This is a genomic window from Telmatocola sphagniphila (assembly GCF_018398935.1).
In the GTDB taxonomy this organism is placed as follows: domain Bacteria; phylum Planctomycetota; class Planctomycetia; order Gemmatales; family Gemmataceae; genus Telmatocola; species Telmatocola sphagniphila.
In genome coordinates this window covers 5155093-5181923 of sequence record NZ_CP074694.1, presented here as the reverse complement: position 1 = coordinate 5181923, position 26831 = coordinate 5155093, and the positions used below count along the sequence as shown (strand labels likewise).

Annotated in this window: 21 protein-coding genes, 1 tRNA gene and 1 pseudogene; 7 read left to right on the top strand and 16 right to left on the bottom strand. The window is 52.8% G+C overall.

What is annotated here, in order from left to right:
* Nucleotides 1-5: 5 nt before the first annotated feature.
* The 7 genes from KIH39_RS20745 to KIH39_RS20710 all read right to left on the bottom strand — a co-directional run bounded on the left by KIH39_RS20745 (nucleotide 6) and on the right by KIH39_RS20710 (nucleotide 6412).
* Nucleotides 6-446 (bottom strand): hypothetical protein, encoded by a 441-nt coding sequence (locus KIH39_RS20745; RefSeq protein WP_213495131.1) that lies wholly within the window; start codon nucleotides 444-446, stop codon nucleotides 6-8.
* 280 nt (nucleotides 447-726) lie between these two features.
* Complete coding sequence (locus KIH39_RS20740) at nucleotides 727-2016, bottom strand: nucleotidyl transferase family protein (RefSeq protein ID WP_213495130.1); 1290 nt, start codon at nucleotides 2014-2016, stop codon at nucleotides 727-729.
* A gap of 17 nt (nucleotides 2017-2033) precedes the next feature.
* A complete protein-coding gene (locus KIH39_RS20735; RefSeq protein WP_213495129.1) occupies nucleotides 2034-2477 on the bottom strand; it encodes an RrF2 family transcriptional regulator in 444 nt (147 codons plus the stop codon).
* Between the two features lie 18 nt (nucleotides 2478-2495).
* Nucleotides 2496-3221, bottom strand: coding sequence for a phosphoadenylyl-sulfate reductase (locus KIH39_RS20730; protein WP_213495128.1), 726 nt, complete (start codon nucleotides 3219-3221; stop codon nucleotides 2496-2498).
* A gap of 124 nt (nucleotides 3222-3345) precedes the next feature.
* Nucleotides 3346-4554: an acyltransferase family protein gene (locus tag KIH39_RS20725; protein WP_213495127.1), complete on the bottom strand. Its 1209-nt coding sequence runs from the start codon at nucleotides 4552-4554 to the stop codon at nucleotides 3346-3348.
* A gap of 194 nt (nucleotides 4555-4748) precedes the next feature.
* Nucleotides 4749-5615, bottom strand: a complete 867-nt coding sequence (locus KIH39_RS20715; protein ID WP_213495125.1) for a DUF1559 family PulG-like putative transporter — start codon at nucleotides 5613-5615, stop codon at nucleotides 4749-4751.
* A 215-nt stretch (nucleotides 5616-5830) separates the two neighbouring features.
* Nucleotides 5831-6412 (bottom strand): hypothetical protein, encoded by a 582-nt coding sequence (locus tag KIH39_RS20710; RefSeq protein ID WP_213495124.1) that lies wholly within the window; start codon nucleotides 6410-6412, stop codon nucleotides 5831-5833.
* Nucleotides 6413-6725: 313 nt separating this feature from the next.
* Between KIH39_RS20710 and KIH39_RS20705 the strand changes: the two genes are divergently transcribed.
* Both KIH39_RS20705 and KIH39_RS20700 read left to right on the top strand, forming a co-directional pair.
* Nucleotides 6726-9308 (top strand): bifunctional YncE family protein/alkaline phosphatase family protein, encoded by a 2583-nt coding sequence (locus KIH39_RS20705; protein ID WP_246539365.1) that lies wholly within the window; start codon nucleotides 6726-6728, stop codon nucleotides 9306-9308.
* A 269-nt stretch (nucleotides 9309-9577) separates the two neighbouring features.
* Nucleotides 9578-10087 (top strand): hypothetical protein, encoded by a 510-nt coding sequence (locus KIH39_RS20700; RefSeq protein ID WP_213495123.1) that lies wholly within the window; start codon nucleotides 9578-9580, stop codon nucleotides 10085-10087.
* 276 nt (nucleotides 10088-10363) lie between these two features.
* Here the strand turns inward: KIH39_RS20700 and KIH39_RS20695 are convergent, their stop codons facing one another.
* Genes KIH39_RS20695 through KIH39_RS20685 form a run of 3 tightly spaced genes read right to left on the bottom strand, consistent with a single transcriptional unit; the run spans nucleotide 10364 to nucleotide 15788 of the window.
* Nucleotides 10364-11875 carry an arylsulfatase gene (locus KIH39_RS20695; RefSeq protein ID WP_213495122.1) on the bottom strand — a complete coding sequence of 504 codons (1512 nt, stop codon included), beginning with the start codon at nucleotides 11873-11875 and terminating at the stop codon, nucleotides 10364-10366.
* A gap of 32 nt (nucleotides 11876-11907) precedes the next feature.
* Entirely contained in the window at nucleotides 11908-13365 is a 1458-nt protein-coding gene (locus KIH39_RS20690; protein ID WP_213495121.1) for a DUF1501 domain-containing protein, read from the bottom strand.
* 5 nt (nucleotides 13366-13370) lie between these two features.
* Complete coding sequence (locus KIH39_RS20685) at nucleotides 13371-15788, bottom strand: PSD1 and planctomycete cytochrome C domain-containing protein (RefSeq protein WP_213495120.1); 2418 nt, start codon at nucleotides 15786-15788, stop codon at nucleotides 13371-13373.
* Nucleotides 15789-16012: 224 nt separating this feature from the next.
* On the opposite strand from KIH39_RS20685, the gene KIH39_RS20680 reads away from it, so the two are divergent.
* Both KIH39_RS20680 and KIH39_RS20675 read left to right on the top strand, forming a co-directional pair.
* Nucleotides 16013-17221, top strand: coding sequence for a DUF1444 family protein (locus KIH39_RS20680; RefSeq protein ID WP_213495119.1), 1209 nt, complete (start codon nucleotides 16013-16015; stop codon nucleotides 17219-17221).
* 182 nt (nucleotides 17222-17403) lie between these two features.
* Nucleotides 17404-17925 (top strand): DUF1579 family protein, encoded by a 522-nt coding sequence (locus KIH39_RS20675; protein ID WP_213495118.1) that lies wholly within the window; start codon nucleotides 17404-17406, stop codon nucleotides 17923-17925.
* An 18-nt stretch (nucleotides 17926-17943) separates the two neighbouring features.
* Here the strand turns inward: KIH39_RS20675 and KIH39_RS20670 are convergent, their stop codons facing one another.
* Nucleotides 17944-18567, bottom strand: a complete 624-nt coding sequence (locus KIH39_RS20670) for an RNA polymerase sigma factor (protein WP_213495117.1) — start codon at nucleotides 18565-18567, stop codon at nucleotides 17944-17946.
* 221 nt (nucleotides 18568-18788) lie between these two features.
* Here KIH39_RS20670 and KIH39_RS20665 point away from each other — a divergent pair, with 221 nt between their 5' ends.
* Nucleotides 18789-19871, top strand: coding sequence for a hypothetical protein (locus tag KIH39_RS20665; protein ID WP_213495116.1), 1083 nt, complete (start codon nucleotides 18789-18791; stop codon nucleotides 19869-19871).
* Nucleotides 19872-19876: 5 nt separating this feature from the next.
* Here KIH39_RS20665 and KIH39_RS20660 read toward each other — a convergent pair whose 3' ends face one another.
* Nucleotides 19877-20542 (bottom strand): GDSL-type esterase/lipase family protein, encoded by a 666-nt coding sequence (locus tag KIH39_RS20660; RefSeq protein WP_213495115.1) that lies wholly within the window; start codon nucleotides 20540-20542, stop codon nucleotides 19877-19879.
* Nucleotides 20543-20700: 158 nt separating this feature from the next.
* Here KIH39_RS20660 and KIH39_RS20655 point away from each other — a divergent pair.
* A tRNA-Asp gene (locus KIH39_RS20655) sits at nucleotides 20701-20774 on the top strand.
* Between the two features lie 281 nt (nucleotides 20775-21055).
* Here KIH39_RS20655 and KIH39_RS27260 read toward each other — a convergent pair.
* The 3 genes and pseudogenes from KIH39_RS27260 to KIH39_RS27255 form a co-directional block, all read right to left on the bottom strand.
* Nucleotides 21056-22000: pseudogene (locus KIH39_RS27260) on the bottom strand (tyrosine-type recombinase/integrase); the annotation flags it as partial.
* 571 nt (nucleotides 22001-22571) lie between these two features.
* Nucleotides 22572-23651, bottom strand: coding sequence for an AAA family ATPase (locus KIH39_RS20645; protein ID WP_213495114.1), 1080 nt, complete (start codon nucleotides 23649-23651; stop codon nucleotides 22572-22574).
* A gap of 949 nt (nucleotides 23652-24600) precedes the next feature.
* Nucleotides 24601-25050 (bottom strand): ASCH domain-containing protein, encoded by a 450-nt coding sequence (locus KIH39_RS27255; protein WP_213495113.1) that lies wholly within the window; start codon nucleotides 25048-25050, stop codon nucleotides 24601-24603.
* Nucleotides 25051-25257: 207 nt separating this feature from the next.
* Between KIH39_RS27255 and KIH39_RS20635 the strand changes: the two genes are divergently transcribed.
* Nucleotides 25258-25890 carry a superinfection immunity protein gene (locus KIH39_RS20635; RefSeq protein ID WP_213495112.1) on the top strand — a complete coding sequence of 211 codons (633 nt, stop codon included), beginning with the start codon at nucleotides 25258-25260 and terminating at the stop codon, nucleotides 25888-25890.
* Nucleotides 25891-26026: 136 nt separating this feature from the next.
* On the opposite strand, the gene drmC is transcribed toward KIH39_RS20635, so the two are convergent.
* A complete protein-coding gene (gene drmC, locus KIH39_RS20630) occupies nucleotides 26027-26830 on the bottom strand; it encodes a DISARM system phospholipase D-like protein DrmC (protein ID WP_213495111.1) in 804 nt (267 codons plus the stop codon).
* Nucleotide 26831 lies beyond the last annotated feature (1 nt).

Genomic DNA, 26831 nt, shown 5'->3' with positions numbered 1-26831 from the left:
GGCGTTTATTTGTTGGATCGGGCTAGACGTTCGAGTTCTTCAAAAAAGTCGTTGAAAGAGAGGCCACCTGATTCCCTAATTCGGCGGATTTCGGCAGTAGTTTCCTGGTCATTAAATTCTCTCTTTGCAAGTTCCAGCACTTCGGAAGGTACTTCACAGGTCGGCAACAAATCGGGGTCGGTAATCTTCAGCTTTTCCCCTAAGCCGCTCGAAATATTGAGTTGGTGGGATAGAGCACTTTCATCTTTCATTTCACTTAAACGACGACGTTCCAGTTTCTTGTTCCGAGATTCGATCTCTTCAAGCATTGTCTGATTGATGAGAAGAAGTAAAGTGGTCTGTTCCTTCGAGGAGATAGTACCGAGAACCCCGGCAAGCTCATTGGCAAGCCGACTGGTTGTCTTCGTTATTGCCTCAGCCACATCGGGGTTCGCGACCTTCTCCAACTCTTCCCGTAGAGATGGGATCATTAGTTGAATCCTCTGCAACGTTGAGTTGTGGATACCTCAATAATTATAACCGCACGGGGCTCAATATGCTGCGCGAAAGGGGGGCGGCGTGTTCGGCGGATGGAATTCACTTACAAAATTTTGAACTTGAAATTTAGAGAGCTTTATTCTGGAACTTCGTCAGTCTGTAACTCCAGTCCCCAAAACAATAATGCCCTTCGACCTACTTGTCGAGGGGCCCACATTTTCAAAACTGTTGGGCGACAGGATTTGAGCCTCACCCCTTCATCCTCTCAATCAGAATCTGGGCCGTTTCGGGACGCATGATGCGCGGGTCGGGCAGCTTGCCGCCGCGGAGTTGCTCCCGCAGATCCCGGCCGCTGATGCTCACCGTCTTGTAGCCCTTTGGGCCGTACTCGTCAACCAGACCCACCCGGCCCAACTCCTCGAAGAACGCCGCGAAACCGACTTTGACCGGCTGAATCAACAGCTCGCCCTTGAGCGTGTCGAACTTGCGCTGCGCGGCCAGGCCGTCCCAGATATCCTTGCCGTCGTCGTACGGCGCATCGGCGTGCTTACGACCAATAATGATATCGGTGAACCCGAAGTTCTGCCGATAGATGCCGTGCATCACCGCCTCTTTCGGCCCGGCATAGAACATCTTGATATCCAAACCGAGCAGAATCAGATTGTCGGTGAACTTGCGGCCCAGCTTGTTCCACAGATCCGTATCGGTATCCCCTTCGCCGAGTGCTTTACGCTCGATCAGAGCGCGATAAGTCGCCATGCGCGTGACGGCGTCCACATCGTCTCCCTTGGTTTCGCCGATCAGCGGATTCAACACGGCCCCGGCCTTGTGGCCCAATCGAGCCAGCGTTTCCGCGCCGACGACCAGCGCGTATTCGTGCGCCCGATGCAGGGGATTGCGGGTCTGGAAAGCGACCACCCGCTCCCAACCCTTGGCCGAGAACAGTTTGCGCGTCTCTTCCGGAGAGAGAACCACGTCTCCGTAAGCAGGATGCTTGGGTTGCGGATAGGCCCAGATATCGCCGCCGACTAAGAAAGTGCGGAGATCTTCATTGGCGATGCGGGCGCCAGGATGATCGTTCCGCTCAGTGGCATAAACCGAAGCGTTATATTTCTTCTTGTCCCAGGGATAGACTTCTTTAACTTCAATCAGGCCGACCAGTTTGCCCTCTTTGTTGAGGAGAGCGGCTGGTTTGCCGGGGGTCAGACTCTTGGCTTCTTCTTCGGTGGCCGGGAAAGCGAGGGGAATCGTCCAGGCATATTTCTTGCCCTGGCGAACGATCACCTCTTCTTCGAGAACGCGATTGTATTCCTCGGAAGTCATCGAACCGGTCAGCGGCGAGAGTCCGCCGTCGGCAATGCGATAGAGCGTGGAAAGATCGGCATCGCTGACTTTAAGTGTCGGCAGAGTGCTGCCGTTCAACTTCAGGGATTGCGCCTCGGTCCCGGCGGCCCATTCCTTATACGGGCATTCGGGGTTGGTCAATCGGCGATCGATGGGTTTGCTCAATCCCCCGTGGGGCGCTATCAAATCCGGCATTCAACACTCCTCTTCGGTTAAATCGAATACATCAAGGAATCCTGAGCGCGGGCCCGGCTGATCAATTCCGCCAGGGTGGTTCGCTCCAGGATGGCCTGCTGCGCTTCGGTGATTTCATTCCAGAGAGAATGGATCACGCGCTTGCAGGAATTTTCGGAACGGTTTCGGTCCAGACTGTTCTCGGCCGGCTCGGTCCGCTCAATGACCCCGATAATATCGGCCAGCGAAATCTGATCGGGATCGCGGGCCAGCTGATAGCCGCCGGAAGAACCGCGGGTGCTTTCGACCAGGCCGCCGGTTTTCAGTTGAATCAGGATCTGCACCAGAAAGCGTTTGGGGATCCCGTGCGCATCGGCGATGGTCTTAAGCCGGATGGGGGTCGGGTCGCGATGCCGCGCCGCCAGCTCCATCATCGCCTCGCAGGCGTATTCGGCTTTCATCGAGAAGAAAGATGCGCGCATGAATACTCTTTCGTTCGATTAAATTCCCGATCCTTGCTGATACTCGACCACGTGCAGGCCGCACTCTTTTTTCTTCATCCCGGCCCAGCGCCCAGACCGTTCGTCCGCGCCCTCAGTCACCGGTTGAGTGCAGGGCCAGCATCCGATACTGGGATAACCCTGATCGTGCAGAGGATTGTAGGGAACGTTATTTTTGTAAATGAAGTTCCAGACGTCCTTATAGTTCCAAGTGAGGATCGGATTCACTTTGACGACCCCGAACTTCGGATCCCACTGCACGACATCGGCCCGGGCGCGATCCGCAGTCTGATCCTTGCGAATCGAACTGATCCACGCCTGATAGCCGACGACCGCCTTACGCAATGGTACGATTTTTCGGTCAAAACAGCATTGGTCCGAACGATGTTCGTAGAGCGGCCCGCCGTGCATTCTCTCGTATTCTTCGACCGTTGTGTCGGGCCGGATGAACTCGACTGCCACGCCGTAGGTATAAAGTAAGCGTTCCCGGAGCTTCAGGGTCTCCTTAAATTGGTATCCAGTATCCAGATTTATCACGCGAATGGTCGGATCGATCTGGGCCAGCATGTGAATCAGGCAACATCCTTCCGCACCGAAAGCCGTGGCCATCATCAACTTATGGCCAAAACGCCCCACGGCCCAACGCAGAACTTCCTCGGCACTCCGGCCGGTCAGTTCCAGGTTGGCAGATTCAATTTCCGCTGCCGTGATAAAGGGGGAATCCATGCACATGACTTTCGTCTTGAAAGATCGACCGGCCGATATCATTAACTTGATCTAAATTATAATGATTCAGACCGTAAGGTCAAATGTGATGCCCATTTGATTGGCAGGATCGGGAAATTATTTTCTAGGTTTCGCTTTTATTCTCGGGGGTTTCGGTGCTCAGTCCCACCGATTCGAGAGATTCGGGAATCCCGAGCCGATCGCCAAAAGTGGTTCGAGTTCCGAAAATCTCCACTGCCGGGGCGGAGGAAAGGGCCAGGCGGTCCTTGAGATTGAGGAACCATTTTTCCCAGTAAACGAAGCTGAGATAAGCCAACCCCACGCTGATCGCCAGCGTGTTGGCAAAGACCACGGCGGGCAACTCCAGACCGATTTTGCGCGACAGGATCAGCCCGAAGTGATGGCCCAGGGTGTGATAAAGGTAGACGCCGTAGCTGATCACCCCCAGTTTGCGAATCGGCCAGAGGGTCAGTAGGGGCCGAAGCAGGTGATCTTCGCGAACGACGCAGGAAGCCAGAAAGACGGTCATGACCAACTGTATGGTCAGTCGCAGCGTGCCGCCGATGTCCGCGGCGGGAATGTTCATCGTGGCAATCAACAAGACGAACCAGATCACCGAAGCGCCGGTGTAACCGGTGAGAATGTAGACGAGCCGATAGCCTTCCTGTCGATGCATCAGGTTGGCCAGCAAAGCCCCCAGAGCAATCGGCGTGAAAGTCACCTGCAGGATGTTCAAATCGAGGTAGCCGACGCCGAAGACCTGGCGAAAATCGGCATCAATCAGTCGATAATTCATCAGCTGGGAAACGCCGATGATGAACGCCAATAACCCGAAGATCATTTTTCGGCCGCAGTACTTTTGCACGAACGGCCAGACGAGATAGAACTGCTCTTCGGTCGCTAAAGACCAGAAGATGCGAATCATCCCGTCCATGACGATCCAGTTCGAAGTGTACGTAAGGTTGTAGGGCAGGGCTTCGAAGAAGGCCTTACTCAACGGGGTGCCTTTGGACACGAAAGTGTACAAAATCGCCAGCAGAAACAGCAGCAGATAATAGGGCGGGAAAATACGCAGCGCCCGGCGGGCATAAAAACGCCCGATGGAAATCGTATGGGTGCGATCCTGTTCGCGCAATAGCAGCGTGACGATGAGAAAACCGCTCAGCACAAAGAACATGTCCACGCCCAGGTAGCCGCGCTGGATCATGGTCTGGCTGACGCCAGTTTCCATCGTGTGATAGGCGATCACGCCGAGAATGCTGAAACAGCGCAGCCCGTCGAGGGAGGCGAAAGTACGGGTGTTGCGGAAGCGGTCCCAATGGACTGAAGACATGCGACAGGTCATCCCAATTACACAAAGTTCAAGGACGATAATCGTAAGCAACTCAAAGTGAAAATGCGATAGCAATTTGAACGCAGTCGCTATTTCCTGCCCGGCCTAAATACTTTTCCTTTCTTGCCTAAATTGCCAACTCGATCCTAATCGGGAATGGAGCCCCGGGGAAAAGACTCCCCGGGGCTCGAGATCTACGGGAAGACTAAGGGCGTACTATTTGTCCAGGACCAGACCTGATTTTGATACTGGGTCAGCCAATCGTGCGTGATGGACTGAACGTGACCATCGGCAAAAGTGACCAGATTCACGCCCGGGTGCGGGGAACTGAGATCGGGCGGGCTGTAACTGTTCGGCACCAGATAGGCTCCCAGGGGAACCTGATTATCCGGCACGCTGGCACCCCCCGTGGCGTTGTTGCAGTTGAACCAGGTCGTCGGGCCGTAACCGTACTCAGTCGGATTGACGCCCAGATGCGAAAGCAGGGCAGTGTTGGAAGTCCCGTTGGCATTGGAGATCTGTCCAAGATCCACGCCATAGGGGCTCCAGAGAATGCACTGGGCTCCAGGAGTATTCCACGGCACCAGGACGTAGTAGCCGTAATCGCTGATGCCCCCATACGGCGGGCTGGTCCCTGGCGAGTTGGGCGAAGCCTGTCCAGGTCGCTTCCCCCGGCTGGGACAGATGAAGAGTTTCAACGTGTCCGTGGCTGCGTTCACCGGCGTCAGAACGCCGTTAACGTTAGTGACTTCATTCTGCTGTTCGATGTAGAACATCAGCTGGACGTGCCAATCCTGATAGGGATAGGGATAATTCCCGGATATCGGCGGCTGCCCCGGATTGGGCACGTATTCCGAAGGTAGAAAGCCGAAGGTGGAAGCAAAGTTGTGCGCCGCCAGTCCCAATTGTTTGAGGTTGTTGGTGCAGGACATGCGGGCCGCGGCTTCGCGGACCTTTTGGACCGCGGGCAGGAGCAGGCCGATCAGTACGGCGATGATGGCTATCACCACCAGCAATTCAATGAGTGTAAAACCCGTTCGATATTTTTGAAGTTTAAACATTACCTATGTGTCTTTCCGATATTGCCAATTTACGTGTCCGACCGAACGTGCAGCACGGTCGGTAAATAGAGGGAAGCGCACCTCTGGAATGAAGTGCTTGCGGTGTGGTTGTTTAGTTGCAGGAAATGACAGGCGTTAACGGGTATTCGCCGGGAGGGCGACATCCGCGGACGAACGGCCTTCCCTAAAGGGAGCCGCTCCTCGTCATAGGATCGTTAACAGCCCGCGAGATTCTTCGGCGGCGGCACGGAAGGAAGAGAAGATACGGACAGATAAGTATCGGAGTGAGAGGAAATCAAACCTGTAAAAGGTTGTTCGAGAGTAGCCGGCGATTCCAAAGTGATCGGCACGGAAGGCTGGGAGGAAAAGGCTCCGAGCGGACGGGGCGCCCGGCACTGCAGAGTATTCAGAATGACCAACCAACCGAGGCTTTTTTTCTTCGCAATACTCTTTGTGGGGTGAGGTTCCTCGTCGCAGCAAGACTTACTCGACTGCGATGAACAGCAACAATCCGCAGCGCCTTCTTCGCAGCAGCTTTTTTTGGGCGCGGGTTTTCGGATCTCTTCCGCGACTTCCGCCCGGGCCGCTTCGCGCACATAATCGGGGATCGCCACACCCTGAGCTTCCGCCCAGGCCACCTTTTCGGAATTGGTGAAGCAGCAGCAACTCTCCCAGCACTGCTGCGCGCTCATGCAGCCGCAGGCGTGATCCATGCAGGGGTAAGGTTGGCGGCAATCCCGGACAATGCGAGCGCTGGAGGCTGGTAGTCGGGTCGCCATCAGCAGTTGCGCAAGCATCAGCAACCCCAGAATTAACGAATGCATTCTGGATACAGGGATTACTCGCGCTCGTCGAATCGCTGGCATCCGCGGTGTTAGAAACTCCCGAACGTGCTAAGACCTCAGGAGGCAATTCTATTGGTCGGGGATTCGCCTCTCTTCAAAAATACTTCATCAATGCGGATTTCACGGCTTCTTCGCTTCGGGGCAGATCAAGTCCCATACGCTATCCTCGTTACCAATACACAAAAATTTTGACGGACATTCGGCAATGACGGCCCCGTCTCAAGGCTATCTGTAAATCCATTGGACGACGAAGTCTGGAGTAGCGATGAATAGATACTTGTTTATGGCCCTGCTGTTTTTCGGTCCCGGCTACCTGGCGTGCGCTCAGGATATCGATCAGTTGAAAATCGGTCTGCAAGCCGACGGTCGCGTTATCGTGCCGACCAATCAGGTAATCAAACCGGCGGGCAAACAGGTGACATTCCCCGGCCGTCCCGTCGATCTGGCCTTTCTCGAACATGGTAAAATCACTGCCATCAAGAACATGCACGACATCGTGTTCGTCGAAACCGCCAGCGGAAAAATTCTGCAGACCGTGGATATTCCCAAATCGAAATTGAGCGTCGTCGGACTCGTGAATGTGGGCGGCAAAGTATACGTCTCGGATTCGATGGGCCTGATGCAGAGCATCGAATTCGATGAAGACGGCTTCTACAAACTGCTACCCGCCCTGCCGCTGGAAAAAATCAAGCTCGAAGGCGAACCCGATTACGCGGGGATTGCCAAGCTTTCCGATGAGCAAATCTTCGTCACCTGCACGCGCGGCAATTTCGTGCAACTGGTCGACATCAAGAATCAGAAAGCGGGCCAAATCATTCCCGTCGGCGTGGCCCCGTATACGGTGGCCGTGGTCAGTAGCACCAAGGCCTACATTTCCAACTGGGGCGGCGATCATCCCAAGGCGAACGATCCGCAGCGATCCAGTTCCGGAACCCCCACCCGCGTTGATGAACGGACGGGCATCAGCAATCACGGTTCGGTGTCGATTATCCGCAAAGAGAATGGCACCTGGAAAGAATCGAAGAGCATCACGGTCGGCCTGCATCCCAGCGGCATGATCCTCAGCAAAAACTCCAAACGCCTCTACGTCGCCAACGCTAACAGCGACACCGTTTCGGTCATCGATACCGATACCGATGAAGTTCTGGAAACCATTTTCTGCCGGCCGGAATCCCGCCTGCCCTTCGGCAGTGCTTCGAATGCTCTGGCCTTAAGCCCGGAGGGCGGAACCCTCTATGTCGCCAACGGCACCAACAATTGCATCGCCGTTGTTCGTCTGTCTGCCAAGTCTTCTGAAGGAATGGGAGAAGGCCGACCGGAGAAAAGTCAGGTGCTGGGTCTGATTCCCACCGGCTGGTACCCCGGCGCGATCCTGCTGAATGCGGAAGGCACCCAGCTGATCGTTGCGAACGTCAAAGGGCTTGGCAGTTTGAATCAGAAGCGAATTGCCGAGAAGGGGCACAACTCGCACGATCACCTCGGTTCGATTTCCATTATCGACGTGCCCGATGCGAAAACCTTGGCAAAGTACACCGAAGAAGTGAATACCAACAATCGCCTCAACTATAGTCTCGCGGGGCTGGAGAAACCTCGGCCGGATGCCAAGCCGTTGGTAATTCCGCAGCGGCACGGCGAACCGTCCTTGATTAAACATGTGGTTTACATCATCAAGGAAAACCGCACTTACGATCAGGTATTGGGCGATATGAAAGAGGGCAACGGAGATGCACACCTTTGCATTTTTGGTGAAAACACTACGCCGAATCACCACAAGCTGGCCCGCGAATTCACCCTTCTGGATAACTTCTATTGCTCGGGCGTTCTGAGTGCCGATGGCCATTCCTGGACCGATTCTGCGTACGTGACCGACTATCTGGAAAAAGCGTTCGGCGGCTTCCCGCGCAGCTATCCCGATGACGGCCGCGATCCTCTGGCGTTCGCGCCGACCGGCTTCATCTGGGATAATGCTCTGTTACACAAAAAAACGATTCGCAACTATGGCGAACATATTTCTGAAGAGCCCTATTTCCCCAAGGGCACCCGCTGGACCGACTTCTTCAACGATTATAAAAATGGCACTCGCAAAGTGCCGATCACGATCAAGATCAACGATGCGGCATTGAAGTCGCACACGCATCCGACCTATCCTTACTTTCCGCTGCACGCGCCGGATGTTTACCGGGCCGAACTATTCAAGGAAGATCTGAAAGCGTTTGAAAAAGCTGGAAAGATGCCCGATCTGATTCTCATGTCGCTGCCCTGCAATCACACCGATGGCACCACGCCCGATTTCCCCACTCCCCGGGCTATGGTGGCCGATAACGATCTCGCTCTGGGAAGAATTGTGGAAGCGATCAGCGCGAGTTCCTTCTGGAAAGATACCTGCATCCTGGTAGTCGAAGATGATCCGCAAGCCGGGTTCGATCACGTGGATGGTCACCGGACCGTGGCTTTTGCGATCAGCCCTTACACCAAACGCAAGTATGTCGATCACACCAGTTATAACCAGACCGGCATGGTCAAGACGATCGAGATGATGCTCGGCCTACCGCCGATGAATCAAATGGATCTCTCGGCCACGCCGATGCGCGGCTGCTTCTCGGCGGAACCGGATTTGACTCCTTATAAGGTCGTGAACAACAAAATCGCTTTGGATGAAATGAACCCCCCTTTAAAGAAGTTAACGGGTAAGGCTCTGTTCTGGGCGGAGAAGTCGGTAGCGATGAATTTCGAACAGGCGGACGTGGCCGATGAGGATACTTTTAATCGAATCCTCTGGCATTCGGTGAAAGGGTACGACAGCCCCTATCCGGAGCGATTCGTTCGCAAAAAGGCCGACGGGGAGTAAGAACTTTCGAATCCGCGGGCACAGATATGTGCCCGCGGTGTTGGGAAGTGCATTTTTTTTGCGCGCTGGAAAATAAATGCGCATCCTCCCTCGGGCTTAAGGGTGGGTTTAATCACTTCTTTCATCAATTCAATTTCGAATTCCAACGCATTTTTTGTGTAAGACAGATCGATATTTCCCGGCACAATAATTGCCAACAATTTTGAAAAACCCTCTGAGAGTCGTCTGGACTCTTAAGAACTCTTTAACCATCCGCATGGAGTTCTCCAATGCTCTTCCCTCGTAAGATCTGTGCCGTCGGTTTAGCCGTTTTCGTCGTTGCCGTCACGGGAACGGTAGTCACCGTTCGCGCTCAACAAATTCCCCAGATCGGCAGTTCGGTCGCGAATGCCATCGCCCCTCTCCAGAACACTTCGGGAGAGGAAAATCTGAACAAGCGGCTCAAAGAAGTGCAAAGAGATCGATATCAAACTTTGCACAAGGAAATGGAATTGGTTTTTTCCCGTTCCAACATGGGCCGCGATTTTCCTTTTCAGACCAAACTGCAAACTTGCAAGAACTACTGCCTTGCAGGGCTCGACCTCGATCAGGGGAACGCGAGTTTAGAGGCGGAACATCTGAAAAAATGGGTCGAAAAAACCACCGAAATCGAAAGGGAAACCAAAGCGATGTTCGATGGCGGTTTGAGACTGGAACAGGAACTGATGCAGGTGCGCGCCGCTCGACAAGAAGCGGAGATTGCCCTACTGAAGTTTCAAATTAAGAATGCTGGAAAGTAAGAATTGTCGAGATAGCTTTTCGAGAATAAAAAAAAGTCTCGCAAACGTCCGGGTCCGTGTCGCCCACTCACAGAGTCCGATAGCATTTGCGAGACGTGTAGGTAAATTACACCACCTAACCGCGAACGTCAACAAAAAAACATTAAAAAGCTCTCATAAAATATTTGTCAGAAAACTCGAGCCGGGACGGCTCGGAATCGCAATATTTTTGATGTTCCCGGCTTCCATTCGCCGTCCGCAAAAATCGTTGAGTATTACTGAGCTCAGTCAGAAGGATTAATTCTTCTTTGCGTCGAGTACCCGCATCGGAAATAGATCCGATTTCACATGTTGCTTATCCAGGAGAAGCTGGAGTTCGCTCACAATTTCGGGATGAATCTTCGCTAGATCGGTCTTCTCAAACGGATCGTTCGCCAGGTCGTAAAGTTCTATAGGCCCTGGGTTCTGATCCTTCGCCTTCAGAGCCGGATTCAAATTGCGGCGCAGGGCTTTCCAGTTCCCGACGCGAACGCATTGCTGGCCACCGTAGCCCGGCGATTCGCGGTAGAGGAAAGGGCGTTCGGGTTGCTTCTGCCCCAAGAGAGTCGGAGCGAAACTAATACCGTCGATGTCGGCGGGCGTTTTGTCTTTCCGGCCGACTAGCTCCATAAAAGTAGGGAACCAATCTTCGAAGCCGCTGACGCGATCTGTCTGGCTGTTGGGTGCGATGTGCCCGGGCCAGCGAACGATGCAGGGCTCCCGAAAACCCCCTTCGTAGTAGGAGCCTTTGCGGCCGCGCAAACCGGCGGCACTGTTGAAGAACTCCGTGTCGGTGCCGCCCAGTTTGTCGTACAGCGGGCCGTTGTCGCTGGTGAAAACGACGATGGTATTCTCGTCCAGATGCAGCTCGCGGAGCACCGACAGAATACGGCCGATATCGCGATCCATGCGCGTGATCATCGCGGCATAGGCAGCCCGCGGCTGACGATGCGGCAAATAAGATCGGTCGCCGGTATAGGGCGTTTCGGGAAACTTCCCGGCGTACTCCTGCAAAGAGTCTTCAGGAACCTGAAGAGCAAGATGCGGCACCGTGGTGGCGAAATAGAGGAAGAACGGCTTGTCTTTATTCGCGCGAACGAATTCGAGCGCTTTCTCGCCGATCAGGTCGGGGGCATAATCTTTACCGCTGTATGCGGCATAGCTGGCGGGGTTGTTGACATCCGCGTCTTTGGGCAGCTTCTGGTGCGCGGCGAACTTGGGATTATTCAAAGTGATCTGTTTGTCGTTATCCCACAAATGCGTGGGATAATAGTTGTGCGCCTCGGCCTGACAATTGTAACCATACCAGCGATCGAATCCCTGTTTGAGCGGATCGCCGGAACTGGTCACTGGACCGAGGCCCCATTTACCGAAGCCGCCCAGCGTGTAGCCCACTTCCTGGAGCCGCAACGGCATTTTCAGCAAACCGGCCGGCACCGGCTCCTGACCTTCGCTATAACCTTTCGCCTGATGATTCTCCCGAATGTAGCCATGCCCCGGATGCTTGCCGGTCATCAGTGTGCAGCGCGACGGAGCGCAGACATTACTGCCTGAATAGTGATTGGAAAAACGCATCCCCTCGGTGGCGAGCTTGTCGATATTCGGGGTGCGAATTTTGGTCTGCCCATAGCAGCCCAAATCGCCGTAGCCCAGATCATCGGCAATCAAAAAAACGATGTTGGGAAGCTTCGTGGGTTCTGCCCCGCGCAGTGCTCCCGACGCAGCCAAAAGACACAAACAGCCGAGGAGGTGCAAATAGCGGCCCGCCATAAAATCCTTTCCGCTTCCAAGCCGGGAACAAATCAAGACATGACGCCTCGAACCACATTACCATGAATATCCGTGAGTCGGAACTGCCGTCCCTGATAGCGGTAAGTCAGACGGGTATGGTCGATACCCAACAGGTGAAGAATCGTCGCCTGATGATCGTGAACATGCACGGGATCTTTGACGATGTTCCAGGCCCATTCGTCGGTTTCGCCATGCACATGGCCGCCTTTGACACCGCCGCCTGCCATCCAGAGACTGAAAGCCCGGCCGAAGTGGTCGCGTCCATTCGGTTTCTCGGCGGGACCTTGGCCAAAAGGGGTCCGTCCGAACTCGCCGCCCCAGACTACAAGAGTCTTATCGAGTAAACCTAAACGTTTGAGATCCTTGACCAAAGCCGCCGAGGGCTGATCGGTGTCCTGGCACTGGCCTTCCAGTTGCGTGTACAGATTGCCGTGCTGGTCCCAGCCGCTGTGCATCAGCTGTACGAAGCGCGTGCCTCGCTCCAAGAGTCGACGGGCGATCAGGCAGTGCCGGGCATAAGTTCCCGGCTCATGGACCTGAGGACCGTACATCTCGAGGATATGCTTGGGCTCGTTGCTGAAATCCAGCAAGCCCGGCACGCTCGATTGCATCTGGAAAGCCATCTCGTACTGGCTGATGCGCGTGTCGATTTCCGGATCGCCGTATTCGGCCAGATGCTGCTGGTTCAACTCCTGCAAGCCATCGAGCAATTTGCGGCGGCCTTCCGGGCTGACACCGGCGGGATTATTCAGATACGGTACGGGATCGCCAACCGCTCGGAAGCGAGTGCCCTGATATTTGCTGGGAAGAAAACCGCTGCCCCAATAATAGTCGTAGAAAAGCTGGCCGCAACTGCGAGTTTTATCGGACGAGGTCATGACCACGAAAGCCGGAAGCTCGGCGGCGGCACTCCCTAACCCGTAGGTCACCCAGGCGCCCATGCTCGGCCGCCCCGGCACCTGACTACCGGTCAGAAAGAAAGTCACACCCGGAGCATGATTCACCGCCTCGGTGTTCATCGAGCGCACCACGCAGATATCGTCGGCGATACTGCCGATGTTTGGAAGGAGCGTGCTGATTTCCAGGCCGCTTTTACCCCATTTTTTGTAGGGCTTGATGGCGGGAACCACCGGCCACTTTTTGTAACCCGATGTCATCGTCGAAAGCCGGGTGGTGCCGCGCACGCTTTCGGGCAGATCCTGAAGTTTGAACTTTTCCAGCGTCGGTTTGGGGTCGTATAAATCGAGATGCGAAGGGCCGCCCCCCTGCCAGAGGTAGATCATCCGATCGGCCTTGGCCGCGTGGTGCGGCAAGCCGGGCAGCCCCGGTTGACCCGGCTTCTTATCGGCGGCTTGAGTCTCTTCTCCCAGCAAGGTCGCGAGTGCCGCCAGGCCCAGACCGGTCGCGGATTGACCGAACATCTGCCGACGGGTCATGCGAGCGAAGGTATCCGCAATGATTGGTTCCATGTTCATTACTCGCGGGTGAGAGCTTCGTCCAAATTGAAAATCGCCAGACAGAGGTTGGTCCAGGCCGCCTGGGTCACTGCATCGACGCTGGGGTCCATCGGGCTGGCGCCGACACTCAGCAATTTTTTCGCGGCCGGTTCATCCTTCTTGTAGAAGGCGGTCTGTTCGTCGAGCATTCGCTGCAGAATCTTCTTTTCCTTCTCGGTAGGCGCTCGAGACAGGACACGACGATAGATGTACGCCAGCCGGCCATCGGTATTCGCCTCGCTCTTGACCGTCTTGACGGCCAGAGCCCGGGCGGCTTCGGTCCAAGTCGGATCGTTCAAGGTCGTCAGAGCGTGCAACGGCGTGTTGGTTACGGAAGGTTTCACTTTGCAGACCTGCCGGGCCGAGGCATCGAACATATTGGCCGGGCTGATCGTCCGTCGCCAGAAGGTGTAGAGGCTGCGGCGATAGAGATCGGCACCGCTCGAGTTCGGATAAGTGAAATCGCGTTCCTTGGTGATTGCCAGCGTCTCCCAGATACCGTCGGGCTGATAAGGATAGACAGGTTTACCGGCGATGCGCAAATCGAGTAAACCGCTCGTCGCCAGGGCCAGATCGCGTAGGATCATGGCCGGCAGCCGGACGCGTGGAAAGCGGGTCAGGTATCGGTTTTCCGGATCCTTGGCTAAAACTTCGGCGGAAACGCGCGAGCTTTGTTTATAAGTGGCACTGGTCACGATCAGTCGATGTATTTTTTTGACGTTCCAGCCCGACTCGCGAAACTCCACGGCCAGCCAATCGAGCAATTCCGCTTGTAGAGGAACATCGCCCTGCACCCCGAAGTCTTCACTGGTTTTCACCAGACCGACGCCGAAGAAGGTTTGCCACATCCGGTTGACCGCCACGCGGGCCGTTAGGGGATGTTCGGGAGTGAATAGCCAGCGGGCCAGGCCGAGCCGATTTTTGGGAGCCTCTTTGGGCAGTGGGGGTAAGGTGGCCGGTACGGCGAAGGTGACTTTTTCTTTCTTTTTGAGATACTCGCCGCGATCGAGGATATGGCTTTCCCGCGGTCGATCATCGGCCATGATCATGACTTTGGGAATTTCATCCGCCTTATAATTTCGCGCTTCCGCTTCGGCCGCTTTCACCAGCTCGGCCAGTTTCGCTTCCACCTTCTCCTCGAAATGAGTCTTCGCTTGAGCCGGATTCTTCAGGATCGCTTCCAGTTTTTTGTCGTTCTTGGCACGCAGTTCCCAAAGCTTTTGCTTTTCGGTCAACGCGCTGCGCAAATCGCCAGCGATTTTATCGAGCGAAGCGGCCATGGCTTTTTGTTCCGGCGAAGGAGCTTCAATGAAAGGAGGCGAAACGCGCGTCTTGGAAGACTGGTAGCCCGCGGCCCCGTTTTCGCTCACGTTGTTGAAGGCCGCCAACAGCGAATAATAATCTTTCTGGGTCAGCGGATCGTATTTATGGTCGTGGCACTGACAGCACGCCATTGTCAAGCCCAGCCAATTGGTTGCGGTCACATCCACCCGATCAAAAAGAATGTTGAAACGCTGCTCTTCCGGGATGGCGCCGCCTTCACCGTTGACCAGGTGATTGCGATTAAAGGCCGATGCGATTTTTTGATCGAGCGTGGCGTTGGGTAGCAAGTCGCCGGCCAGTTGCTCGATACTGAAACGATCGTAGGGCATATTGTCGTTCAACGCTTTGACGACCCAATCGCGCCAGACCCATTGGAAAGTATCGCCGTCCTGTTGGAAGCCATTGCTGTCGGCGTAGCGGGCGGCATCGAGCCAGGGCAGGGCCATGCGCTCGCCGTAGTGCGGATTAGCCAACAATCGATCGACGACTTTCTCATAAGCATTGGCTGATGTGTCTTTCAGAAAGGCATCGACCTCCTCCGGGGTCGGTGGTAAGCCGATGAGATCGAGCGTCAACCGACGAATGAGAGCCGTTTTTTCGGCTTCGGATGCCGGGGAGATTTTTTCAGCGGCCAACTTGGATCGAATGAAGGCATCAATCGGATTGCTGACAGAAGCAACTTTGGGCACGGCCGGGCGGACCGGCGTTTGAAATGCCCAGTGCCCTTCGAATTTGGCTCCTTCGGCGATCCAGCGCTGCAAAATTTCTTTTTGGGCATCGGTCAGTTTGCGATTCGATTTGGGCGGCGGCATCATTTTATCGGCATCGTGGCTCAGGATGCGCTGCACCAGTTCGCTCTCCGACGGCTTACCGGGGATGATGAGCTTTTCAGCTTTCTGCCCCTCGGCCGTATCCAGGCGCAGATCGGCCTTGCGGTGGTTGGTATCCTGTCCGTGGCAGTAGAAACAGTTCTCGGACAGGATCGGTCGGACATCCCGACCGTAAGAAACGGGCGGAGCGGCTCGTAAGAGGCCCGGCAGGAGCAGAACAAAGGCCAAACAACCCAATCGCATGGTGGAAAGCTCCGAACCTGGGGGTGTTGGGGAGAGTTAATATTTCGTTATTCTATGGCCGTCGCGAGCGGTCGAATATCCGCGGGGGGGAATCATCAAAACGCTATTTTCACTACTTATTGATGACTGATTGCCTGCTGTTTTGGGGGTATATTTCCGGATGGTACTCAGACAGGGATCTCCTATCTCAAACAGTCAGATTCAAACCGGCGGGAGAGTATTCCATGGGATTGTTCAGCCGATTCTTTGGCCCGCCCAGTCAGGACCAGTTTGCGAAAATCCTGCTCAACGCCTTACGCAAAGCCGGCGACAAACGCCCTTGCCAATACGATCCGAAGGAATTTCGGCTGATCCATACCGAAGAGGGCGAGCAGGCCGGCATCACCAATCTCCGCAATCTCTACATCGAATATTGTAACCTGCCCAAGTCGGTTCGCAATAGCATGCTGGATCGCGTTTGCAGAGGATTGCTCAATCCGATGGAAACTCCGGAAGAATTCGAAGACGTCAAACCGGATCTCCTGCCTACCGTTCGCTCACGCGCTCTGATCGAAGTATTCAAGTTGGAACAGGAATTGGCCGGCAGCGACAAATTCGAGTTGCCGATGCTGCCGTTGACCGATCATTTAATCATCTGCCTGGTTTACGATCTGCCGACAACTATACGCTTTGTGAATCAGGATAATCTGAACCACTGGGGCGTCACGTTCGAAGAAGCGTTTCAAATCGCACTGGAAAATCTGAAAAATCTGCCCGCCGTCATGATGGAATTGAATGAGAAACTGTACGTTCTGGAGACCGGAGATGCTTACGATGGCACCCGGATTCTCAATAAGGCTCGCATTCGCGAATTGAAATTCCAAGGCGACCCGATGGCCTTGCCCCTGAGCCGTGATTGCTTGTTGCTCACCGGCTCGGAGGATACTGAAGGTCTGAGGATGATGCTGGATATCGCCCGCACCAAACAAAACGAAGCCCGGCCGCTTTGCCCGATTCCCATCCGCTTGATTGGGGACCGCTGGGAAACCTGGCTCTTGCCGGTTGAGCACCCGCATCGGGGCGAATTTAAGAAACTGGAACTGGGGTATCTCGCGAGTGAGTACGCTGAGCAGAAGACGCTGCTCGATAAACAGCACGAAAAACTGGGGCTCGATATCTTCGTGGCTTCCCTGACCGTTCTGGAACGGCAGGGAGAATTCCTCAGCTATTGCGTCTGGACCAAGGACGTGCCGAGCTGGCTGCCCCAGGCCGATTACGTCTCGTTGTACGATTCGGAGAAAGAGAAACTGCGCTTCGTCCGCTGGGAACGCTTGCAGGCCGTTGCCAGAGACTCCATCGAGCTGTTGGATGTCTACCCGCCGCGATTTTCCGTGAAGCAATTCCCTTCAGAAGATATGATCGAGGTCATGCAGCCGGAGGATTGGTCGGCGTAAATCGCCGTCACCTTCGAAAACTTTTGAAGTAATTGGCTAGCCACGGCCAATAGTGTAGTGTACATTAATACACAATACTGTCGCTCCAGGAGCTGGGTACCTGGATATTCACGGAAGACCAATACCATAGCGGCTCATTCGGCGAGTGTCCCAAGGGCGGCTATTTCATTTGGGAGTGCGTTATGAAGAAGCGAAATTTGATCACTCTGGCCCTGGCGCTTTTGTTTTTGGGCGTTTCTGGTGCCCGAGGGCAGGAACCACCTAAACAAGGCCCAGAATACGATGTTCTGAAAAAATTAGTCGGCACCTGGAACATCAGTATGAAAGATGGCGGAAACGAATCTCTGGGAACCATCACTTATAAATCTGAATTGAACGGCGTCTGGATCGCCAACGATTTGAGCGTGGATTTTGGCGGATTTAAATACCAGGGCCACGGCATGAATTCTTACGACGATCAGAAGAAAAAATACCTGACTGTCTGGTTCGACAATATGGTTACCCTACCCACCACTTCGGAAGGGACTTACGATAAAGCCAAAAAGACCCTGACGATGACCGGGGAAGGTCGAGGCATGGACGGCAAAATGGAAAAGCAAAAAAGCGTGCTGGAATTCGTGGACGATAACACCATCAACTTCACCATGTACTCTGGTGACGGCAAAGATCCGACGTTCTCGTCCGTTTATAAACGCAAAAAGTAAGTAAATTCGTCAAGCACCTTATTCGCCGTTCTGCTGCCGGGCGAGGGCGGCTTGCCGCTTCTTCTCGGCCTGCTGATCGGAATAATGTCTTAGTCGCTTGCGGGCCCGGGTAAGAACCGGGCCGATGGAATTCACCGGCACATCGAGAACCGTACTAATTTCCTCGTAAGTCCGGCCCTCCAGATAAAACAGCCGGACGATCTGCCGTTCTTTCGTCGGCAATTTACGCATCAGCTTCTGAACTTCCTCCAGCTTATCCAGTCCCACACGCTCGGCGGCCGAGATTTCCATTTCCGGATTCGATTTCCGCATCTCCGGTGGCAGCGGTTTCCGGGTAGCCTGCCGACGCATCAGTTCGTGAACGCAGATTCGGCGGGCAATCACGGTCAAATAGGTCGCCAGGGAGCTTTTGCCGCGAAACTGGCGGAGGATCTTGTAATCGTCGGAAATGATTTGCAGAAGGATCTCCTGAGCCAAATCCTCCACTTCCTCGGCGTTCAGAGGAGTGCTGCGCAAATGGGCGGTGTAACGCACCACATGATAGATCAGACCGAGAAATCGGTCGACAAAATCATTCCAGGCGCCGACATCGTGTTTCAGGCAGCGGCTCAGTAAAGTCCGATCAACACTGGTGAGAGCCATAGTCGGCCCCCTATTCGGAAGGAACGGGAATCCGGAATCTATCCCGCATAACGTATTCTACCCGGATTATGTGATGAAAAACTGAGAGAAAGTGTCCGTTCAAGACTTTAAAATTGCCGTTTTTGTCGCGCTTGCCGTTTGATCTTGCTTCTCCGGCACTATCTCATTATTTACTCCTCATGATTTTCCGATTACCCGCAGGGACGCGGGTCAGTCTTCTTTTGTCTTTTTTCATGCTCTGCTGGGCTCCGGTGGCAGCCGGTCAGCAGACCCAGTGGGGTACGCTCGAACCGGCGGATCGTCCGGAAATCGACAAAAAGATCTCGGATAAAAGCAAAGATCCAAATACCCCCGGCTGGGAAAAGGACGACATCGGCGAAAGCCCGGGGCCTATCGCCATCCAAACGCCCTCGACCTTTCTGGGTCAGGCCGGATTCTTCCCGGTCGATTACTCGGTTCAACAGACTTTTCGCAGCAAAGTCTACGGCCAGAACGCCAGCATGAGCTATCTGCGACAGGACATGGATGTCAATGTCCCGCTCTACAAGCAAGATGAAACCTGGCTGCTGGTTTTCACGCTCAGCATGCGGGCTCTCAATTTCAACACGACTGCAATGCTGCCCAATAGCCGGGTACCGTTCCCCAAACACTTATATGACGTCGATCCCGGGCTGTTCTTTCGACATCAGTTCGAAAATGGCTGGATCTTCGGCATCGAGGCGGACATCGGTACGCCGAGCGATAAGCCTTTTCACAGTTTTCACGAATTGAATCCGTTTGTAACGGCTTATCTGAAAACGCCGCGCGACAATGGCGACGCCTGGCTCTTTTCGGTCTTCTATCAGCCGGTCAGCGAAATTCCCTATCCGCTACCCGGGATTGCCTACCAGTGGAATCCTTCCAAGGATTTGCAGGTCAATATTGGGGTTCCGTTCGATATTCGCTGGCGATTCTGCGAAAAATGGCGCCTGGAAGCCGGCTACCTGCCGATCCGACGCGTGAAATCGTATCTCTTCTACGAATTGACGGATCAGGTGCAGTTGTTTACCGGGTTCGAATGGAATAACGATGCTTATCTGCTGGCCGATCGCGTTATCACAGACAATTTTCTGTTCTCCTACGACAAACGGTTGAGCATCGGGGCCCGCTGGGAAGCCCCCCTGCATATCATGCTGGACGTACAGGGCGGCTACATCTTCGATCAGCTTTATTTCAGCGGCCGGACTTACAACGATGAAAACTACGACCGCGTCGCGGTGAAGCCGAGCGCGTACGTTCAGCTACGACTCGGGCTAAAATTCTAATTCAGTTATTTCAAGTACGGTTTGAGCACCTCGGCCACTTGCATGTAGCCGTCCAAATTCAGGTGCAGCAGATCTTTCTCGAACAGCTCGGGCTTGGCCATGCCGTTGCGATCTAAAATCGCTTTGCGAAAATCGATGAATTTCGACTTGGGGTCTTTCTGAATCTCGGCCTCGATCAAGGCGTTAGCCTGATTTTGAAAGGGTAGTAGTTTCTCCCGGCTCGGGCTCGGCTTGATGCAGAGAAAGAGAATCTCCGTATCGGGCAGGCTCTGGCGAATCACTTTAACGAGTTGACGATAGTCTTCCAGCAGGGTTTCCGGCTTTTTGGAGTTGGCCAGGTCGTTATCCCCGGCGTAGAAGACGATTTGTCGGGGTTTGTAGGGGATAATAATTCGGTTGGCGTACTTCACGCTGTCGGAAATCTCGGAGCCGCCGAAGCCGCGGTTGATCAGATCGCTTCGGTCCGGGAAATTATTGGAGAGTTTCCATTTGCGGATGGTGGAGCTGCCGACGAAAAGGATGCCGCCGGTTTTCACGGGCTGTTTTTTGTCCAGTTCTTCGAAGGCCACGATTTCTTTTTCGAACTTGTTCAGCTCTTTATCGGGAGACTGAACGCGCGGAGCCTGAAACAGGCAGAAAAAGCTGAAGAGGACGACGAAGATAAAGTACATAACCGAGCACCCTCGTTAGCGGGAGATTTTCGGGGCGAACCTGGGCGGCGGGTAAACGCTCTTAGGGATTGTACCACGAGCGGGGCAAAACCGGTGAAGGAAATGTGTCGAGGGGTCTTGCTGCGCGAGGGTCGGCTGCTTATATTTAGCTATCGGTTGGGGATGTAGCTCAATTGGTTAGAGCGCCGCCCTGTCACGGCGGAGGTTGCGGGTTCGAGTCCCGTCATCCTCGTTTTGTCCCAACCTGTCGCAAGATGGCTGTAGGTCACTAAACCCTTGAGAAATCAGGGGTTTTGTCGTTTGTAGCCCCTTATCTGGAATTGTCTGTTTATTGTCAGAGGATGATGGGGAATGAACCGGAATGCCGTCTGGATATGGATGCAGAATGGATGCAGATTTTTTCCCGCTAGCCATAGAAGAGGAAACCAAGACTCGTTCGCTACCCTCTAGAGTTAGGATGTTTGGCAACTTATTCATGCTACCCGCTACATCATCTAAACGACGGTGCACATAACGCTGGGTAACTTTTACGTCTCCGTGCCCTGCCATCTCTCGAATGTCCATGAGGTTCATCCCCGCTCGGCCAGCATGAGTCAGTGCCGAATGTCTTAGAGCGTGAAAATCGCGATATTCTACTCCGTGTGGTCCTTCGAGAGTGTACGGAATCCCTGCCTCTTCCAAATCACCCCGCAACATTTCAGCGCCCTTGTGGTCCTTTGCCCATGTCCCACCCCAGATGGGGAGCCCTTTCGGTTTGGTAGAAATGTAGGGTTTTAGGGTTGGCAGCACTGAGTCAATCAGAGGTTGGTCCTTCGCTTTCAAGCATTTATTGTGTCGAGCCGCTAGCGCGACATAAGGTAGCTCAGCATCGAAGTGAAAATCCTCTGGAGTTAACTTGGAAAGAGGAGTAGCTCTAAATGCGGTTGCATAGGCGGTAAGGTAAAGCTGATAGCGATCTTCTCCAGTCAGTCCACGGTAGATTCGCTTACTGAAGCGAGTTGTTTGCAAAAGTTCCTGAAGTTCGCTTACCGAGAATTCGCTTCGTTTTCGTCGAATATCCCCAGATTCATTCAATCTAACCAAGTTTTCAAAAGGGTTTATAGGAGACCGTCGGGATTTTCGCAGCCAGTTCCCGAAAGACTTCGCAGCAGCCACATAGCAATTGGCGGTTGCAGGACCAATCCCCTGGCTCGTCTTTTCAAGGATGAACTCTAGCGTCGATCTGGGATACTTGCGCGACTTACCTTTGCCAGTGGCAGGAAGACCTAATCGTTTTATTTTTGCTCTGAGTGCAGTCCCTGAAATGCCAAGAAGCACAGTTGCCTGTATTGGGGTAAATTCCGTTATTTTGGTCGGAAGTATCGGCGCCGAGCTATTCTTGCGTTTGATCGTCAGCCATTCTGTTATTCGGCCAATATCGATTTCCCGAACTGTTTTAAATTCACAATCTCTTAGCATGGCGGTAAGTCGACTTATCTTTTGCTTTACATGACCTGCAGTTGCACCTTTTCCATGGAGCATCGTTGCGTAATCATTCAGATGCTCAATTAAGGGCTTATCTAGATGCTTCGCATGCGGATCGACTAAACCAACCGTTCGCAAGGCACCATCACCTTGCAACTTTTTCAACATCAGGCAAGATTGTTGGTGATTTTCGGAGAGTGAGACCTGCTTCTGTCCGATCAGCCCGTACCATTTCTTTGAAACAGTCGTGATCTTCTTAGCATTGGGTGTCTCAGCTTTAACGCGCTGCCCATCTAATTCCCAATGGCTCCACTTTTTTCTAAATGGTTTCACTTTGCTTGCCTTCCATTAATGGACTGAAAACGAGGGTAAGCACTCAGGACACTTTCGCCCGGGCCGATAAGGGTTTTAGGATTATAGCGCCACCTCTAGCAGCGCGCCATGTCAGTTATAAATCTGTGAATTCTATTTTGAGGAAACCCAACTTCCCGGAATCCCACCCTATGGCGAGAGTATTTCAGGAAGTTCCTGAAACGTGCAATTTCTATTGCATATTCTAGAATTTTCAACTTTCCGGAATGTTATCGCATCGAGGTGGATGTTCATTTAGGGGAGATGAAAGTTGCTCTGGTGGCATACGACAAAACCACTTGTGATCTACTTTTAACGATTTTATTTTTAGCATTTTTCTCGCATGAGCTATTGCCCCTTTAGAGTGCCCATAGTTCTTCATCTTATCCTCAATTTCTGAAGAATCCACGTCGAGTCGTTCTCCAAAGATTGTTTTCAGATCCTCTACACTATCTCGGTTCGTTTTGGACGGTCGCCCGCGGCTTCTGCCCGAACTGATAGCTGGTAGCGTCGCCAAATCGTCACAGGTGATATTTGGAGCCTCTTTACCCCATTGGATCAAACCTGTTCCTACTTGATCTTGTATGGCGTAAGTAAGCGGTGGGGGGATCTGGCCACAATTAAGTTTCATCACCCCAACAGCTTTTTGTTGACTTTCTTGATGGGTCCCCACGAAAAGGACACTCCGACAAACACCTTCCCACGCGCGACTGCCTATGCCGCGATTAGACGCACTTTCACCATTCCGCTTGTTTGTATGCCGAATCAATATGAATACCGCACCAGTTTCTGAAGCGACCTTTGAAAGTGGGAGTAAAGCCTCTCGAACATCTTTGTCACTGTTGTGAGATAATCGCGATTCAAGTACAGAGGTTGCAGTATCGATTACGACCATTTTAGCGTCGTGCTCCGTCAGCGCGTCCTCTAATCGTTTGGCATCTAGAGGAAGTGCCAGCATAGAGTCGCATTTATCTGCACCTGTGAAAAAGAATACTTTTGACATAACAGCCCCTGCCACTCCGAGCCGAGGTTTAATTATCGTTGAAGCATCTTCTTCAGCAGAAATCCATAGCACGTTCTCAGGATCTCGCGGTGTTGAATCGAAAGGCAGTTCAACGCCTTTTGTTATGCGCGAAGCAATATCGACACAGATCAAGGATTTCCCCACGCCCGGCATACCTATCAATCCGACAAGTACTCCTCTCGGTATGCGACCTCGCCAGAGCCATTCCATTTTGCTCTCGGAGATTTCGTGAAACGATTTGAATTTTAGTAGTCGATCGCACTCATTCATGTTCCGCACTCCCAGACAGAAATGTTACGGGTTGGCCCAGCAGATTCGTAGAACTCGTTTTTTTAAATGGAAAACCACAATATTTCGTTCCCTGTATTGGAAACGTTGATCTCAATGTTAAGGCCGTTATCATGGTATTTTTCAAATACTGCCTCAGCAAATTATTGATTGATTAAGGAGAGTCGGGATGACCGGAACCATCCCGACAAGTGATGTTATTTGCCTTCCCCAGAAAGCCAGTTATCAATTTTGATTTTCGAGTACCGAACTGACCGACCGAACTTGATTCGACCGGGTATTTCACCCAGAGCATCCATGCGACGGATATGCCGTTCTGATGATTTGAGTAATACTGCCAAGTCTTTTGTGTCGTATGTTCCAGTAATTGCATTACAGGAATAATTGCTTCCCTGGCTTTGCAAATTTAAACGTAACTCTTCGGTCATTTTGCACCTCGCATGTTTTGTCTTCGTTAAAAGAGTATATGCAACAGTGTGTAAATAATTTAGAAATCTCAATACTAGCCGATCCGCGTCGAGGACTCCATTTGTCCAAGTAGTTGCTTGCAAGAGTATATGCATAGGAGTGCAAATTATTTTGAGCATTCCCAGCGGTTGCTACTCGTCGAATCGCAATGCGTTAAAATTTCGGTTCCTAGCCCAATCAAACTGATCCGGCGAGTTCATTTAGAATTGGGGTAGGTCAGACAAGAAAGATATAAAGTGGCTCTACTTGAGCCACAATTCTGATAATTGTTTGATCAATCAAGCTTTGCTTGTCCATTTTGGATAGATATTCGCAACGCAAAAGTAATGCTACTATTTGCCGATCGTACAGAGTATTCGTTTCTGCAGCACAATAGTGCTTTAATTGTCAGTGATCTACACTGCGATTAAAAAGTCCTATTTCGCCCAGTTTTGGTCATGTTGCAAGCAACTCTTCAGAAGCATTATTTTTCGCATTTTCCAATTTGCTCTAATTCAAGGTATTCGTCTGGCACGTTGAACAGCCTGACTTGCCCTGTGTAAGGAATAGGGGATTGGATAGCTCTGGGATTGCGTAAGAGCCAGCAATACGGCCCTTGGGCGAAATCCGACTGATACTCTTCAGGCAGCTCCTCGAACCTTACACAGTCAATCAGGTCCACGAATCCTATGATGGCTCCTAATTGACCATCTCTCTGTAGCTGCTTCCAGGTAGGAGGGTAGGCTGGCATCGTAAGGAGTCTGCCACCGTTCCATATATCAGGCTGGCAATCCTCTCGGCAAGTCGCTGCCTTTCCAGCATGGATTGCAATTCGTCCACGATATGATGTAGCCCAGGTTCGATTTTCCACAGTCTTGATCTTCCCGTGAATGATTGCCCAGGCATAAGGCTGTAAAATTGAGAGCGCTTTCATCGTGCAATTTCCAATTCCTTAAAAATGGTAGGCAGTGAATTTCGCAACTGGACAACCATTTTTCGGACTTGCTTAATCTGGACCAATTGAGAACATCTTTCGTTCATACCATCGATTATGCTTCGAGATCCAACCAGAGCTAAAGCAATTGATTCCAGTTCTTTACTTGATAGGATGTTTATAAATATTTATCCCATGGAAAATGAGATGCCCATCAACTTCCCTTGCCCGTACTGCCACTCGAAGCTAGTAATTCCCGATCATAAATCCAATAAAATGATGGACTGCCCGGATTGTAGCAGTGCGTTCTACGTGCCAGCAATTGCGAAGATACCCCAGGGGACTTCACGACCGTTTCCAATTGGATTGGTTGTGGCGATCCTAGGCCTATTTCTGGGGTGCGTATTCACTGGCGTCATGTATTATCGCTACCATCACACAAAAACGCCTGCTGTCGCCAATACCCCTAAGCCGACAAGTGCCAAATATGACCGGCGATCCGCGACGGACAAGCAGACCGATGCCTCGATCGCATCCCTGAATGAGTCACTCCAGCCTAGCCAGGATGCGTATGACGATGAAATTCTCGCGCGTCGTATTAAGAGATTGATTCTTTTCCCGTTTGCCCTCGCCTTCTACTTTACTCCGTCCATTATCGCCTGGTATCGCGGACATGCCAATTTGCTGGCACTCTTTTGCCTTAACTTCTTTTTGGGCATCATCCTCATTGGCTGGATCTTATCGCTCGTTTGGGCCCTGATGGATACTCAGAGAAACAAGCCTGTAGTACATTACCACTTCCATAAGACTGATGAGACTGTCCAAAATGGACACGATTAACGCAGTTAAAAATTGAGTTGCCGACGCGAGCCAGATCTAAGTTTTGGCAAATTTTATTTCGCCTGATACTTAATCCAATTTGTTAATAAGGGAAAAAACTCCTAAATGGTAAGTCGAAGCGTATGAGCATTAATGACTAAACCTTTACTAACGTTCCATCGGCAATTAGCCTCTCAAAATGCCTCTCCACTTCCCCAGGCAACTTACCGCCCGTCACGAGTAACCCTAACTCCATATTGATGGTGAAGGCATACTCGGTGAAGTTGGCGCTTGACAGAAACATTCGGTGTCCATCGGCTACGGCACATTTGACATGAAGAATGCCGATCTTGCCGTTGTCGTCCTTGGCCCGGTTCTCCTGGGGCCAGTAGTAGACCGAGCAGGCCGAAGCCACGTTGTTGCCCAGAGCCATGAGGCAATCATATTCGCTCTGCCCATCGATCCTGTTAGGAGTCTCCACGATCAGCCGGATACTGACACCTCTGTTGGCTGCGGCGACCAGGGCCTCACGGATGCGGGGAATCCGGTAGACCGCATAGCTGACGACCGTCAGTCGCGTTTCCGCCGTATTTATGACCTCAAGGATGGCTTGCTCGGTATGACGGAACCGAGTCTCGGCGGGTTCCGGGCCGGTCCATACGAGTTCGACCGTCTCTTCGCGCCTGTGATCGTATTCACTCTTGGCTGCTGTCACGAGCGCCACGGCGACTGCCTCGGCTCCGACGTTGGCGGCATGATTATGCCAATGGTCGAGAAAGTCAGCGGTCGCATCACGGAAGTCCGGGGTCGGCAGGCTTTGAAGGATTGCCTGCCTTGCCGCTGACCGATCCATTCCCCTATGCAGCGACACAGCACTTGCCACCACGATCATCACGGAATGGGGTAGATGATCAGCCAATTGAGCTGCCGCTGCTCCAATTTGGAGATGTTCGTGGTACATG

Coding starts and splice junctions, on each gene's coding strand:
- KIH39_RS20695 (WP_213495122.1), bottom strand. CDS start 11,875: ATGGCGGGCCGCTATTTGCACCTCCTCGGCTGTTTGTGTCTTTTGGCT.
- KIH39_RS20735 (WP_213495129.1), bottom strand. CDS start 2,477: ATGCGCGCATCTTTCTTCTCGATGAAAGCCGAATACGCCTGCGAGGCG.
- KIH39_RS20670 (WP_213495117.1), bottom strand. CDS start 18,567: ATGGCTCTCACCAGTGTTGATCGGACTTTACTGAGCCGCTGCCTGAAA.
- KIH39_RS20715 (WP_213495125.1), bottom strand. CDS start 5,615: ATGTTTAAACTTCAAAAATATCGAACGGGTTTTACACTCATTGAATTG.
- KIH39_RS20680 (WP_213495119.1), top strand. CDS start 16,013: ATGGGATTGTTCAGCCGATTCTTTGGCCCGCCCAGTCAGGACCAGTTT.
- KIH39_RS20675 (WP_213495118.1), top strand. CDS start 17,404: ATGAAGAAGCGAAATTTGATCACTCTGGCCCTGGCGCTTTTGTTTTTG.
- KIH39_RS20645 (WP_213495114.1), bottom strand. CDS start 23,651: ATGAATGAGTGCGATCGACTACTAAAATTCAAATCGTTTCACGAAATC.
- KIH39_RS20710 (WP_213495124.1), bottom strand. CDS start 6,412: ATGCTTGCGCAACTGCTGATGGCGACCCGACTACCAGCCTCCAGCGCT.
- KIH39_RS20740 (WP_213495130.1), bottom strand. CDS start 2,016: ATGCCGGATTTGATAGCGCCCCACGGGGGATTGAGCAAACCCATCGAT.
- KIH39_RS20690 (WP_213495121.1), bottom strand. CDS start 13,365: ATGGAACCAATCATTGCGGATACCTTCGCTCGCATGACCCGTCGGCAG.
- drmC (WP_213495111.1), bottom strand. CDS start 26,830: ATGTACCACGAACATCTCCAAATTGGAGCAGCGGCAGCTCAATTGGCT.
- KIH39_RS20730 (WP_213495128.1), bottom strand. CDS start 3,221: ATGGATTCCCCCTTTATCACGGCAGCGGAAATTGAATCTGCCAACCTG.
- KIH39_RS20635 (WP_213495112.1), top strand. CDS start 25,258: ATGCCCATCAACTTCCCTTGCCCGTACTGCCACTCGAAGCTAGTAATT.
- KIH39_RS20725 (WP_213495127.1), bottom strand. CDS start 4,554: ATGTCTTCAGTCCATTGGGACCGCTTCCGCAACACCCGTACTTTCGCC.
- KIH39_RS20685 (WP_213495120.1), bottom strand. CDS start 15,788: ATGCGATTGGGTTGTTTGGCCTTTGTTCTGCTCCTGCCGGGCCTCTTA.
- KIH39_RS20700 (WP_213495123.1), top strand. CDS start 9,578: ATGCTCTTCCCTCGTAAGATCTGTGCCGTCGGTTTAGCCGTTTTCGTC.
- KIH39_RS27255 (WP_213495113.1), bottom strand. CDS start 25,050: ATGAAAGCGCTCTCAATTTTACAGCCTTATGCCTGGGCAATCATTCAC.
- KIH39_RS20705 (WP_246539365.1), top strand. CDS start 6,726: ATGAATAGATACTTGTTTATGGCCCTGCTGTTTTTCGGTCCCGGCTAC.
- KIH39_RS20660 (WP_213495115.1), bottom strand. CDS start 20,542: ATGTACTTTATCTTCGTCGTCCTCTTCAGCTTTTTCTGCCTGTTTCAG.